This is a genomic window from Kitasatospora sp. NPDC056800 (genome assembly GCF_042789775.1).
In the GTDB taxonomy this organism is placed as follows: domain Bacteria; phylum Actinomycetota; class Actinomycetes; order Streptomycetales; family Streptomycetaceae; genus Kitasatospora.
On sequence record NZ_JBHUAL010000007.1, the window covers coordinates 1 to 12,644 of the forward strand.

Consider the following 12,644-nt stretch of genomic DNA (forward strand, 5'->3'; position numbering starts at 1 on the left):
ACTCCCCGGGGCCCTTCGGCGTACCCGCGTCAGCCGGCCAGCAGCGAGGTCAGCCGCCCGGCCAGCAGGTCCCAGCGCCAGGAGCGCTCCACCCAGCGCCGCCCGGCCTCGCCCATCCGCCGCCGCAGCTCCTCGTCGCGCAGCAGCCGTACGATCCGCTCGGCCGCCGCCGGGGCCGAGCCGCCGGGCACCACGTACCCGGTCTCGCCCTCCAGCACCGCGTCCGGCGCGCCGCCGGAGTCCCCCGCGACCACCGGAAGGCCGGTCGCCGAGGCCTCCAGGTAGACGATGCCCAGGCCCTCGACGTCCAGCCCCCCGCGCCGGGTGCGGCACGGCATCGCGAAGACGTCCCCGGCCCCGTAGTGGGCGGGCAGCTCCTCCCACGGCACCGAGCCGGTGAACCGCACCGAGTCCCGGACGCCCGTGGCGTCCGCGAGCTTCTCCAGGTCCGCCCGGTACGGGCCGCCGCCGACGATCAGCAGCACCGCGTCCGGCACGTCGGCGAGGATCTGCGGCATCGCCTCGATCAGGGTGTCCTGGCCCTTGCGGGGCACCAGCCGGGAGACGCAGACCACCACCGGCCGGTCCGCCAGCCCGAGCCGGCGGCGCACCTCGGCGCCCCCGGAGCCCGGGTGGAAGGTCGTCTCGTCCACGCCCGGCGGCAGCTGGACCATCCGGGCCGCGGCCTGCGGCCCGACCGCGGCGGCGATCCGGGAGCGGGTGTACTCGCCCAGGTAGGTCAGCACGTCGGTGCCCGCGCCGATCCGGCGCAGCAGCTGCCGGGAGACCGGCAGCTGGGCCCAGGCGGCCTCGTGCCCGTGGGTCATGCCGAGCAGCCGCCCGGCGCCGGCCCGGCGCAGCGCGGGCGCCATCAGCCCGAGCGGGGCGGCGGCGCCGAACCAGACCGAGTCGCACTTCTCCGCGCGCAGGATCTCGGCGGCCCGCCGGGTGACCCGCGGTGTGGGAACCATCACCTTCGTCCGGTCCCGGATCACCGGGAACGGCTGCTCGGCGTCGAACCGGGCCACCTCGGTGCCGTCCCGCCAGGTCGAGGCGTAGACCACGACACTGCCTGCGGGCTGACGCACGGCCATGTTGTGCACGAAGGCCTGGATGCCACCGGGGCGGGGCGGGAAGTCGTTGGTGACGATCAAGGTTCTGTGCATCAGGCCACGGCTCGCTCGGTCGGGGGGTGCGCGGTGTACCGCTGGGTGATCCGTACGATAGGTCAACACCATGACCCACCGGGAACGGAACCGCGCACGGCAACCGTTTGACCCCCGGGTCAGTCCTAGTACCTAGGCCGTCGTCCAGCACGCGGCCCGGGCGTCCGTCGGTACGACGCCTCCGGTGGGGACGTCCGAGACGAACGAGGGAGCGCAGTGGAATTGGCCCCGGCCACCGAGCCCGGTTCTTCGCGCGGCCGCCTCGGCCGCCCGCTCGGGGCGCTCGCCGCGCTCGGCGCGACCTGGGTCGCCACCCGCGCCCTGCTGGTGCTGCTGGCGACGGGTGTGCTGAAGGCGCCCGGCGGCGACGTCACGGCGGACGTCTGGATGATCTACCACGCCTGGTACGGCGTGCTCCAGACCGGTACCTTCCCGTTCGACGACGTGACCTGGCAGTACCCGCCGGGCGCCGCCCTGGTGATCCTGCTGCCGGGCCTGCTGCCCTGGTCGTACCTGGTCTCGTTCTGGGTGATCTGCGGGATCGCCGACGCCGCCGCGGCCGCGCTGCTGGTGCGCACCGGCCTGCGCCGGGGCCGGGCGCTGACCGGCGCCTGGATGTGGGTGGTGGGCGTCCCGCTGCTCGGCCCGATGATCTACAACCGCTTCGACGTCATCGTCACCGCGGTCGCCCTGGCCGGCCTGCTGGCGCTGATCCGCCGCCCGGCGGTCGGCGGGCTGCTGCTGGGCCTGGGCGGCATCGTCAAGATCTGGCCGCTGATCGGCCTGATCGGCACCCCGTCGGGCCGCCGCACCCGCCGCTCCTGGACGCTGGCGGCGGCCACCGCCGTCTCGATCGGCTTCCTGCTGACGGCCGGGATGAACGGCGCCTTCGAGTTCCTGGCGTTCCAGAAGGACCGCGGCATCGAGGTGGAGTCGCTCGGCGCGCTGCCGCTGCACTTCGCCCGGATCGCCGACGCCTGGGACGGCAAGGTCACCATGAACTACGGCTCCCCCGAGATGCTCGGGCCGTGGGTCGACGTGATCAGCAAGGTCATGCTGGCCGGCACCCTGCTGGGCTTCGCCTGGCTGCTGCTGTGGCGCTACACCTCCAAGCGCCGCAGCGCGGCCACCATGTACGACGCCGCGCTGTGCGCGCTGCTGATCTTCGTGGTGACCAGCCGGGTGATCAGCCCGCAGTACCTGGTCTGGCTGGTCGGCGTCGCGGCGGTCTGCCTGACCGTGCGCAACAGCAGCCAGCGGCCGGTGGCGGTGCTGATCCTGCTCGCCTGCCCGCTGACCCTGGTCGAGTTCCCGACCATGTTCACCCAGGTCCTGGCCAGCGAGCCGGCGGCGGTCGCCGTCCTGGCCGCGCGCAACCTGCTGCTGCTGGCCGCCGCCGTGCTCTCCTGCGTGCGGCTCTGGCGCTCCACCCGCGGCGAGGCGCCGCTGCCGCCGACCGTGGTGCTGGACCGCGAGCCCGCCGCGCTGCCGTCCGGCGGCTACCCGGTGCGCCCGGGCATCGCCTACGAGCAGGACCTGCTGGACGGCATCGACCACCCGGGCACCCCGGCCGAACAGCGCCGCTGACCTGCCCTCCGCGGCCGGTCAGCCCTTCAGTGCCGCCACCTGCTCCAGCCAGAGCCGGGTGAACTCCGCCAGGCCGACGCCCAGTTCGCGGCGCATCAGCCGGTCGGTGCGGCGCTCCCGGTCCTCGCCCTGCCCGTCGGCCGCGCCGATCGCCCGGTAGAAGGCGACCAGCCGCTGCGGCCCGTGGGTGCGGCCGATCAGCTCGCAGGCCAGCCAGGACTGCTCGTAGGCCTGGGCGATGCCGGTGGCCCCGGCGGCGAAGTCCCGGTCGGCGGGCAGCGCGGCGGGCAGCTTCCCGGCGGCCACGTCCCGGGCCAGCTCGGGCGCGATCTGCTGCGGGCCGCGGCCCGAGTCCCGGTACGCCGTCCAGTCGGCGACGCCCTCGGAGAGCCACAGCGGGGTCCAGGCCCTGGTGTCGTCCCTGGTCGCGACGTGGGTGGCCTCGTGGGTGACCACCACCTGGCGGCCGAAGCCGCTGAGCCGCCCGTACGCCTCCGGGTTGACCAGCACCCGGTCCGCCGGGGTGTGCCAGGGCGCGCCGGGGGCGGCCACGGTGACCGCCGCCATGCCCGTCCAGCCGGCCGGGTCGCCCTCCAGCAGCCGGGCGAACTGCTCCTCGGTGGCCGGCCGCTCCAGCAGCAGCCGCTCCGGCCAGGCGCCGCCCCAGACCTCGGTGACGGCGGGCACCGCCCGGTCCCCCACCGCGACCAGCTCGGCCTGGTCGGGTCCCGCGGCCGGCCCGACCACCAGGCAGTGCGCGCCCGGCGAGGACCGGAGCGGCCCGAAGTCCCACGGCGCGGGCGGCCCGGACGCGCTCTCCTCGCGCTCGACCCGCCAGCCGTCCCCGGCCCGTACCAGCCCGATCCGGCGCGGGTACACCACCGGGTGCTCGTCGTACCCGGCGATCCGCACCGCCAGGTCGGCGGCGGCGGTCACCCGCTCCCCGCCGGCGGCGCCGAGCACCAGGTTGCGGTACCCGGCCTCGGCCACCGGCAGCCCGGCCCAGGGCGGGGCCGAGCGCGCCCGCTCCGCCAGCGCGGCGGCCACCTCGGCGCGCCGGTCCACCGGCCGCGCCGCGGGCGCAGGCGGGGCGGCCGGCGGCAGCGACAGCTGGGCCAGCCCGCCGGCCGCGAGCAGCAGCGCGCCCCGCCGGGACAGCACGCGGCGGGGGCGACGTATGGCGGCGGGTCCGGCGGGGCCGGACGGCGGGGCGCTCAGAGCCGGACCACCCCGGAGACCGGCATGGCGGTGACGCTCTCGTAGCGGACCCTGGCGCCCGGGCGGGGGGCGTGCACGATCACGCCGCCGCCGGCGTACATGCCGACGTGGTGCATGTCCCGGTAGAAGATCACCAGGTCTCCCGGTCGCGCTTCGGACAGGCTGATCCGCTGCCCGGCGTACGCCTGGGCCTGCGAGGTGCGCGGCAGGGTCACTCCGGCCTGCCGCCAGCTGTAGTACATCAGACCGGAGCAGTCGAACGCGTGCGGGCCGGTGGCCCCGTAGACGTACGGGGAGCCGATCATCCGCACCGCGGCGGCCAGCGCGGCCGCCCCGCGCTCGGAGGCGGGCGGGGCGGTGCCGAGGTCCAGCCGGTCGGTGCCCCGGGTGGCGCGCTGCTCGGCGTCCCGGGCGTCCTGGACCGCCAGCCGGGCCCGCTCGACGGCGCCCAGGCCGTTCAGCAGCTTCTGCGCCCCGGCCAGCCGCTGCTGGACCTGCTGTTTGCTGTCGGCGAGCGAACGCCGGGTCCGGTCCAGCTCGGCGAGCTTGTCGGCCGCCTCGGTGCGGCGCTGGTCGAGCCGGCGCTGGCGGGTGATCAGCTCGTGCAGGGTCTCCTGCTGGCGCACGGCGGCCTGGCCCTGGGTGCGGGCGCGGGCCAGGTAGCCCTCCGGGTCGGGCGAGAGGATGAGCTGGGCGGTCTGGGTCATCCCGCCGCCGCGGTACTCGGCCCCGGCCACCATCGCCAGGTCGCCGCGCAGCCCGTTGAGCTGGTCCTGGGCGAGGGCGATCTCGCCCTGGAGGATCGTGGTCTCGCCCTGGAGCCGCCGCTGGGCCTCCTGCGCGGCGTTGAACCTCTCGGACGCCTGCTCGGCCTCGTCGTACAGCTGCTCGACCTGCGTCTTGACGTCCTGACGGTCGCCCGGGTCGGGGCTGGCGGGGGCCGCCTGGGCGCTGCCTCCGGTGGCCGCGCCCAACGCGGTGGCGGCGGCCGCGGTCAGCACCAGCGCCCGGGTGAGCAGTTGGGAACGGCGGTGCACGGGCATGGCGGCAGCGGCTCCAATCCTGCGGCGCGGCCCCCGCCGCCGCACCGGGACGGGCGGCCGTCGAGCGGGAGTCCGGTGGCAGACGTTAGCGAGTCCGGGCAAGCGAGTCCAAACCCCTCCCAACCCGAATATTCACTCCCTAATCGGACATCAGATCGAGCCGCCGGAAAAGCCGCAGGCCCGGCCTCCCCTGGGGGAGACCGGGCCTGGAGACGTCCGAGCGGGGATCAGACCCGCACGATGCCGGTCAGCGGCATGTTGGTGACCGCCTCGTAGCGCACCGACGCGCCCGGCTTGGGCGCGTGCAGCACCTGGCCGTTGCCGGCGTAGATGCCGACGTGGTGGGCGTCGGTGTAGAAGATCAGCAGGTCGCCGGGCTGGGCCTTGGAGAGGTCCGTCCCGAGCCGGGTGCCGGCCGAGGCCTGCGCCTGCGAGGTGCGCGGCAGCGACACGCCGGCCTGGTTGTAGGCCCAGACCATCAGACCGGAGCAGTCGAAGGAGCCCGGGCCGGTGGCGCCCCAGACGTACGGGCTGCCGATCTTGGAGGCGGCGGCGGACAGCGCGGCGGCACCGCGCGAGCTGCCGGGGGCCACGTTCACCGGAGCGGTGGTCGTGGGGGCCGAGAGGCTGCCGCGGCTGTTGTCGCGGGAGGCGCGGTCGGCCTGCTGCTGCTGGGCCTGGGCGGCGTCGGCCTTGGCCTTGGCCTCGGCGGCGGCCTTCTCCTCGGCCTGGCGCAGCGCCTGGCGGTCCTGCTCGGTCAGCGTGTTGAGCAGGTCCTGGGCCGCCTTCAGCTTGCCCTGGACCTCGTCCTTGGAGGCCTTCAGCTGCTGGGTGGTCGACTCCAGCTCGGCGAGCTTGCCCTGGGCCTCGTTGCGGTCCTGGTCGAGCTTGCGCTGCTGCTCCTGGAGCTCCTTCAGCTGACCCTTCTGGGTGCTGCCGGCCTGGTTCAGCGCGTCGGCCTGGCTGAGGAAGCTGTCCGGGCTGGAGGAGAACATCAGCTGGACGGTGGGGGATATCCCCCCGTTGCGGTACTGCTCGCCGGCGATCTCGGCGAGGCCGCCCTGGAGCTCGGTGACCTGGGCCTGCTGACGGGCCACCTGGTCCTGCAGGCCGGAGACCTGCTTCTCCAGGTCCTGCTGCTTGGCCTGGGCGGCGTTGTAGTTCTCGGTCGCGACCTCGGCCTGCTCGTTGAGCTGGTCGACCTGCCCCTTGACCTGTTCCTTGGTCGGCTGCGGGTCCGCGTGGGCACCCTGCGCGGAGAGGACGACGGCTGCGGCGGCGACGCCGGTCAGGATCGAGACCCGGGCGCGGCCGGCGGGCTTGGGACGACGATGGGACGCCACGAAGGCGGACTCCTTCTTCCTACGGCCGCCTACCGGGTGAGCTGACGGGTTCGGGCCGGAAGCATGCCCTACGACGCCTCACGGCCGTTCCACCGGCCGACCTGGCGCCGATTCACCCCGGAGGAACGTGGTTCCCCGGCTCCGCTCCGCAGCGCCCCCTACCACTGGGCTCCCCTGTCGGACAGTCGCTTCGACCTGTCCCGCTGCCTTGCGAACTCGACGGTAACCACCGCCGCCACCCTGGCTGGGCGATCGACAGTGCGGTGGTTCGGAGCATGACCCTAGTAACTGAACCGTGATCGGTTCAAATCCTTGTCAGAAAAAAGACAGAAGATTACCCAAGTTCCTTTGTGAAAATGACCGATGGTGACCATTGACGCACACAAGGCTGATCGGTTCTCACCATGTGGTCGTCGAAGGGCTGGAAACCCGAAACGCCACCCCGAACGGGGGTGGCGCTTTTCACAGGCCCCCGCGGGAGCCCCCCGGGCGTGTCGGTCCGTCAGACCCGGCGGATGGTGTTGATCGACATCGCGTCGGCCTTCATCACCTTCACCACGTCGCCGGTGTGCGGCGCGTGGACCACCATGCCGTTGCCGATGTACATCCCGACGTGGTGCATGTCGGGGCCGTAGATCACCAGGTCGCCCGGCTGGGCCTGGTCCAGCGAGGGGATCCGGGTGCCGTAGTGGCCCTGCTCCTGCGAGGTGCGCGGCAGCGAGACGCCCGCCTGCCCGTACGCCCAGACCATCAGGCCCGAGCAGTCGAAGGTGGTCGACCCGGTGGCGCCCCACACGTACGGCGAGCCCTGCTTGCTCATCGCCTTGGCCAGCGCCGTGGCCGCGTAGCCGCTGGCCGGCGGCAGGCTGCCGAGGTCGACCCGGTCGCTGCCGCGCGAGGCGCGGTCGTCCTGCGCCTGCTGGGCCCGCAGCGCGGCGCGGTCGGCGGAGCTCAGCGAGTTCAGCAGGTCCTGGGCGGCCTTCAGCTTGGTGTTGACGTCCGACTTGGCCTGGTTCAGGTCCTTGGTGGTGGTGTCCAGCGAGGCGAGCACGGCGGCCGCCTCGGTCTTCTCCTGGTCCAGCCGGCGCTGCTGGTCCAGCAGCCCCTTGAGCGCCTCGGCCTGACTGGTGCTGGCCTGCTGGACGGTGGAGGCCTTGTCCAGGTAGCCGGACGGGTCCGAGGAGAGCATCAGCTGGACGGACGGGTCGATGCCGCCGCTGCGGTACTGCTCGCCCGCCACCTCGGCGAGGCCGCCCTGGAGCTGGGTCATCTGCTCCTGGCCGCGGGCCACCTGGTCCTGCAGCTGGTCGGCCTGCTTGCGCAGCTGGTCGGCCCGCTCCTTGGCGCCGTTGTACTTCTCGGCCGCCTGCTCCTGCTCCTCCTGGAGCTGGTCGATCTGCGCCTTGACGTCCGTCTTGTTCGGCTGCGGCGCGGCGTGCGCGGCCACCTGGGCGGAGAGGGCGACCGCGGTCGCAGCGGCCGCGGTGAGCACGGAGATCCGTGCGCGGCTCGGCTGCTTGGGACGGCGGTGGGAGGCCAAGGGACCGGCTCCTTCTTCCAACGGGCTCACCTGATGGGATGAGATTCCGGAAAATAGGTTTGACGCCAGACCCTAGTGAAGATCTATCCGTTTTGCCACTCCCCCGAAGGCGTGAACTCCGGTCCCCACACTGACTTCACCGGACTCGCACAACACTCCGAAACAGGCCCTGACCAGGCATCATGCGAACCTCCCCGGGTTCAGGGCCGGGCCAGCCGGTTCAGCAGCAGCACCGACGCCACGGGGCGCGCGCCCGCCTTCCGCACGCCCTCCGCGACCTCCCGGTCGGTGGACACCACCACCACCGGACGGCCCTGCGGCTCGGCCCGCACCAGACGGCGGATCAGCTCGTCGGCCGTCTCCCCGGTCCGGCTGAACCGCACCCGGACCCCGCGCGGCGGCGCCATGATCACCGGGACGTCCAGGTCCTGCCCGTCGAACACGCAGGTGACCTCGGCCTGGGTCCGCTGGGCCAGCATCGCCAGCCCGCCCAGCAGCCGGATCCGCTGCTGCTCCAGCGGCAGCGTCGGATAACCGGTCTTGGTCACGTTGTAGCCGTCCACCACCAGGTGCACCTGGGGGATCGCCAGCAGCTGGTCCAGCAGCGCCGGATCGTCCTCGGCCAGCCCGCGCCGGGCCACGTCGTGCGGCGAGGCCGCCCCCGGCACCACCGCCTCCACCAGGTCCGCCGGGCGGATCTGGGCGACCGGCAGCGCCAGCTCCCGCTGGAGCCCCTGGGCCGACTGCAGCACGGTGTCCAGCAGCAGCCGCAGCCGCATGTCCTCGACGCTGCGCCCCTCGCGGGCCGAACGGCGGCCCTGCTCGGCCGCGTTCTCCAGCTCCAGGACCCGGTGCCGGAGCCGGCGCGCCTCGCTCTCGGCCGCGCCGCGCTCGGCCGCGGCCTGCGCCTTCAGCGCGTCCAGCTCGCCGGCCACCCGGCGGGTCTCGGCCTGCGCCCGGCGGGTGTCGCTCTCCAGCGACCGCACCCTCTTGCGCAGCGACTCGGCCTCTCTGCGGACGCCGTCGGACTCGGCCCGCTGCCGGTCCGCGTCCGCCCGCGCGGAGGCCCGCACCTCGGCCAGCTCGGCCTGCAGCTTCTCCACCAGCCGGACCGCCTCCGCGGCCGCGTCCTCGGCACCGGCCCGCTCGGCCTCCTCGCCGGCCTCGGCCACCAGCCGGCTCCAGCCCGTCGAACGCACCAGGTAGGCGGCGGCCGCGACGTCCATCGGATCGGCCGCGCTCGGGACGGTGCCCGACTCCAGCGCCTTCACCAGGTCCGGCTGCCCGAGGCGCAGCCGCTCCGCTATCCGCACCCGGAAGGCCGGCTCCGCCTCCAGCGCCGCCGCCAGCGCGGTGGCCGCGTACTTGGCCCGCCGCGCCGGGGTGAACTTGACGTACTGACGCAGGCTCTGCGGGAGCTCGGCCGGCGGCACCCCGCCGAGCGCGTCCGAGGCCAGGCCGACCACCCGACGGCGCACGCCCTCGGGCAGCGGCCGGTCGAGCTTCTCGACGGCACGCTCCGCCGCGGACCCGGAGGCGCCGTCCGCCGTCCCGGCAGCCTCGGCCGGGGCCTCGGCCGCAGCGGGCTGAAGCCCCTGGGCTGCGCCGGGCTCCTTCGCTGCGTCCACCACGTCCTCGGCTCCGATCCTGGTCCAGCGGGGCACGGCCGCGGCCGCCCCCGTCGGCACGCTCCGTGCGTCCTGTTCTGTATTGTCCCGTGCGGCGCGGGCGGGTGCGCCGCGCACCCACCCCGCCGCCGCGGCGGGGATCAGCCCTGGTCGGCGGGGGCCTGCGTCTCCTCGGCGCCCGGACGGGCCACCAGCTCGACCTGGTCCACCGCGTTGCACCAGCGGCAGCGCACCGACTCGACGGTCTCGCTCAGCACCTCGGTCTCCTCGACCTTGGACTCGCCGGCCAGGTCGAAGTGCAGGAACTCGGTCACCCGCGCGGTGCGGGTCACGTCGAAGCGGGTGAGGTTGCCGCACAGGGTGCAGCGCCAGCGCGTCTCGGCGGTCAGAGCGGGGACGGTCATCGGGGGTCCTCTCGGGTGGTCCCTGGGTGGGGCAGGCGCTCCCCCCGGAGCCCCGGCGTCGGCGGCGGGAGGCGGGAATGCCCGCCCCAAGCCTATTGCCTGGGGCAACCGTCGCGACCACCGGTTGCCTGAACACCCGGGCTAGTCCACCTGCCGTAAACCGCCGTGTCACCTGCGGCGCCCGGAGGGATGCTTGGCCGCATGGCGCTCGCGGTCCCCGACCACACCGCCGCCCGGGGCGGCCGCCCGGCGGCGACCGCCCCCGTGGTCAGCTACGCCCTGATCGCCCTCAACACCCTGGTCTTCCTGCTCGGCCCGGCCGCGGGGCTCAACCCGCTGTACGGCACGGGCCAGGCCCGGGTCTGCGCGGAGCAGCGGTACGAGCAGCGCTGGGGCGCCGTCCCGGCCGAGGTGCTGGCCGGACGGCCGCTGACCGCCGGACAGCTCGCCGAGGCCCCCGACCCGGTCCCCGGCTGCCCGGCCGCCCCGACCCCGGGCAAGCGCCCGGCGCTGTCCGTCCTCACCGGGCTCTTCCTGCACGCCGGCTGGCTGCACCTGCTCGGGAACCTGCTCTTCCTCCAGGTCTTCGGCCCCACCGTCGAACGGCGGCTGGGCCGGGCCCGGTACGCCGTCTTCTACCTGGCCGCCGGCAGCCTGACCACGTACGGCTTCGCGCTCGCCGAGGCGCACTCGCCGAACTCCACCCGGGTGCTCATCGGGGCCTCCGGGGCGATCGCCGCCGCCCTCGGGGCCTACCTGCGCCTCCACCCCCGGGCCCGGGTGACCACCCTCGTCCCGCTGCTGTTCTTCCTGCCGCTGCGCTTCCCGGCCTGGCTGGTGCTCGGCCTCTGGTTCGTCCTGCAGTGGTGGTCGGTGCACGCGGCCGGCCCCGGGGTGGCGTACCTGGTCCACGTGATCGGCTTCTCGGCCGGGTTCCTCTACGCCTGCACCGTGGTCCGCCACCCCCCGCGACGACCGGGCTGACGCCCGATACGCTGGCGGCACCCCACAAAGGAGCCCGAACTGTGATCACCGCCATCGTCCTGATCAAGACCAGTGTCGACCGCATCCCGGAGATCGCCGAATCCATCGCCGCCATCGACGGCGTGAGCGAGGTCTACTCGGTGACGGGGGGCTACAACCTGGTGGCGATGGTGCGGGTGCGCCGGCACGACGACCTGGCCGAGGTCATCCCGGGCCGGCTCAACAAGGTCCCGGGCGTGGCCCACACCGAGACCCAGATCGCCTTCCGCACCTACTCCCAGCACGACCTGGAGGCCGCCTTCGCCCTCGGCCTGGACGAGTAGCGGTCAGCCCTCGGCGCGCCGGCCCCGCTCGACCTGCACGGTGGCGACGCAGCGCCCGCCCTCGTTGCGGTAGTTCCACGCCGCGCCCTCCGTGACCAGCTCCCGGACGGCGGTCAGGAAGCGGTCGACGTGCTCGTCCGGCGTCCCGGCGCCGAAGCTCACCCGGATCGCGTTCAGGCTGCGCTCGCCCGGCAGCGACGGCTCGGGCGCACCACACTCGGACGGTGCCTCGTCCTCGTCGCCCAGCAGCGTGCGCACCAGCGGGTGGGCGCAGAACAGGCCGTCGCGCACCCCGATGCCGTACTCGGCGGACAGCGCGGCGGAGAAGTGCGAGCTGTTCCAGTCCCGGACGACGAAGGACAGCACGCCCACCCGGGCGGAGCCCTCGCCGAACAGGTTCAGCACCTTGACCTGCGGGATCTCGGCCAGCCCGGCCGTCAGCCGGGCGATCAGCTGCTGCTCGCGGGCCTCCAGCCCGTCGAAGCCGGCCTCGGTCAGCGCCCGGCAGGCCGAGGCGATCGCGTAGGCGCCGATGACGTTCGGCGAGCCGGCCTCGTGCCGGGCCGGGCCGGTGTGCCACTGCACGGCCACCGAGCCGTCGGCCTCCCGGGCCACCGTCCGGGTCGCCCCGCCGCCGGCCAGGTACGGCTCGGCCGCGTCCAGCCAGTCCGCCCGGCCGGCCAGCACCCCGGCGCCGAACGGCGCGTAGATCTTGTGGCCGGAGAAGGCGATCCAGTCGACGTCCAGCTCGCGCACCGAGACCCGGTGGTGCGGCGCCAGCTGGGCGGCGTCCAGCACCACCCGGGCGCCGTGCCGGTGCGCGGTCGCGGTCAGCTCGGCGACCGGCCACAGCTCGCCGGTCACGTTGGAGGCGCCGGTGACGCAGAGCAGCTTGGGGCCCTCGGGCGCCTCGGCGAGCGCGGCGTCCAGCGCGGCCACCGCCTCGGCCCGCGAGCGCGGCGCCCGCAGGTAGGTGACGTCCAGTCCGGCGTGCGCCCAGGGCAGCAGCGAGGCGTGGTGCTCGGTCTCGAAGGCGAACACCCGGGTGCCGGCCGGGACGGCGGAGGCCAGCAGGTTGAGCGAGTCGGTGGTGGCCCGGGTGAAGACCACCTGGTCGCCCTCGCGCAGGTCGAGGAACTCGCCGACGGTGCGGCGGCTCTGCTCGAACAGGTCGGTGGACAGCTGGGAGAGGTACCCGGCCCCGCGGTGGACGCTGCCGTAGTACGGCGCGTAGGCGGCGACGTCGTCCCACACCCGCTGGAGCGCCGGCGAGCTCGCCGCGTAGTCGAGCGCCGCGTAGCCGACCTTCTCACCGCTGGCGAGCGGGACCTGGACGTCGGCGCCGAGGACGGCGAGCGGGGTGCGGATTTCGGTGGCCAGAGACATGGGGATGCACTCCTTCTGGGGC

General features: G+C 74.4%; 11 protein-coding genes and 1 riboswitch. Of the genes, 3 read left to right on the top strand and 8 right to left on the bottom strand.

Annotation, left to right across the window (positions count from 1 at the left end; translation table 11 throughout):
• Positions 1 to 29 precede the first annotated feature (29 nt).
• A complete protein-coding gene (locus ACFRQN_RS02990; RefSeq protein WP_049657557.1) occupies positions 30 to 1,166 on the bottom strand; it encodes a glycosyltransferase family 4 protein in 1,137 nt (378 codons plus the stop codon).
• A 216-nt stretch (positions 1,167 to 1,382) separates the two neighbouring features.
• Here ACFRQN_RS02990 and ACFRQN_RS02995 point away from each other — a divergent pair, with 216 nt between their 5' ends.
• Positions 1,383 to 2,753 (top strand): glycosyltransferase 87 family protein, encoded by a 1,371-nt coding sequence (locus tag ACFRQN_RS02995; protein WP_082346084.1) that lies wholly within the window; start codon positions 1,383 to 1,385, stop codon positions 2,751 to 2,753.
• Positions 2,754 to 2,771: 18 nt separating this feature from the next.
• On the opposite strand, the gene ACFRQN_RS03000 is transcribed toward ACFRQN_RS02995, so the two are convergent.
• The 6 genes from ACFRQN_RS03000 to ACFRQN_RS03025 form a co-directional block, all read right to left on the bottom strand.
• Entirely contained in the window at positions 2,772 to 3,914 is a 1,143-nt protein-coding gene (locus ACFRQN_RS03000) for a hypothetical protein (RefSeq protein WP_079271758.1), read from the bottom strand.
• 53 nt (positions 3,915 to 3,967) lie between these two features.
• On the bottom strand, positions 3,968 to 5,014 hold the full coding sequence (locus ACFRQN_RS03005; protein WP_049651827.1) for a C40 family peptidase: 1,047 nt from the start codon (positions 5,012 to 5,014) through the stop codon (positions 3,968 to 3,970).
• A gap of 227 nt (positions 5,015 to 5,241) precedes the next feature.
• A complete protein-coding gene (locus tag ACFRQN_RS03010; protein WP_049651828.1) occupies positions 5,242 to 6,357 on the bottom strand; it encodes an NlpC/P60 family protein in 1,116 nt (371 codons plus the stop codon).
• 10 nt (positions 6,358 to 6,367) lie between these two features.
• Positions 6,368 to 6,521, bottom strand: a riboswitch (cyclic di-AMP (ydaO/yuaA leader).
• A gap of 338 nt (positions 6,522 to 6,859) precedes the next feature.
• Positions 6,860 to 7,897 carry a C40 family peptidase gene (locus ACFRQN_RS03015; protein ID WP_049651829.1) on the bottom strand — a complete coding sequence of 346 codons (1,038 nt, stop codon included), beginning with the start codon at positions 7,895 to 7,897 and terminating at the stop codon, positions 6,860 to 6,862.
• A gap of 200 nt (positions 7,898 to 8,097) precedes the next feature.
• Positions 8,098 to 9,525: an NYN domain-containing protein gene (locus ACFRQN_RS03020; RefSeq protein ID WP_074001186.1), complete on the bottom strand. Its 1,428-nt coding sequence runs from the start codon at positions 9,523 to 9,525 to the stop codon at positions 8,098 to 8,100.
• A gap of 140 nt (positions 9,526 to 9,665) precedes the next feature.
• Positions 9,666 to 9,929, bottom strand: coding sequence for a hypothetical protein (locus ACFRQN_RS03025; RefSeq protein ID WP_049651830.1), 264 nt, complete (start codon positions 9,927 to 9,929; stop codon positions 9,666 to 9,668).
• 201 nt (positions 9,930 to 10,130) lie between these two features.
• Between ACFRQN_RS03025 and ACFRQN_RS03030 the strand changes: the two genes are divergently transcribed.
• Positions 10,131 to 10,913 (top strand): rhomboid family intramembrane serine protease, encoded by a 783-nt coding sequence (locus tag ACFRQN_RS03030; RefSeq protein ID WP_074000892.1) that lies wholly within the window; start codon positions 10,131 to 10,133, stop codon positions 10,911 to 10,913.
• A 41-nt stretch (positions 10,914 to 10,954) separates the two neighbouring features.
• Complete coding sequence (locus ACFRQN_RS03035; protein ID WP_049651832.1) at positions 10,955 to 11,236, top strand: Lrp/AsnC family transcriptional regulator; 282 nt, start codon at positions 10,955 to 10,957, stop codon at positions 11,234 to 11,236.
• Positions 11,237 to 11,239: 3 nt separating this feature from the next.
• Here the strand turns inward: ACFRQN_RS03035 and ACFRQN_RS03040 are convergent, their stop codons facing one another.
• A complete protein-coding gene (locus ACFRQN_RS03040; RefSeq protein ID WP_049651833.1) occupies positions 11,240 to 12,622 on the bottom strand; it encodes an aminotransferase class V-fold PLP-dependent enzyme in 1,383 nt (460 codons plus the stop codon).
• Between the last annotated feature and the right edge of the window lie 22 nt (positions 12,623 to 12,644).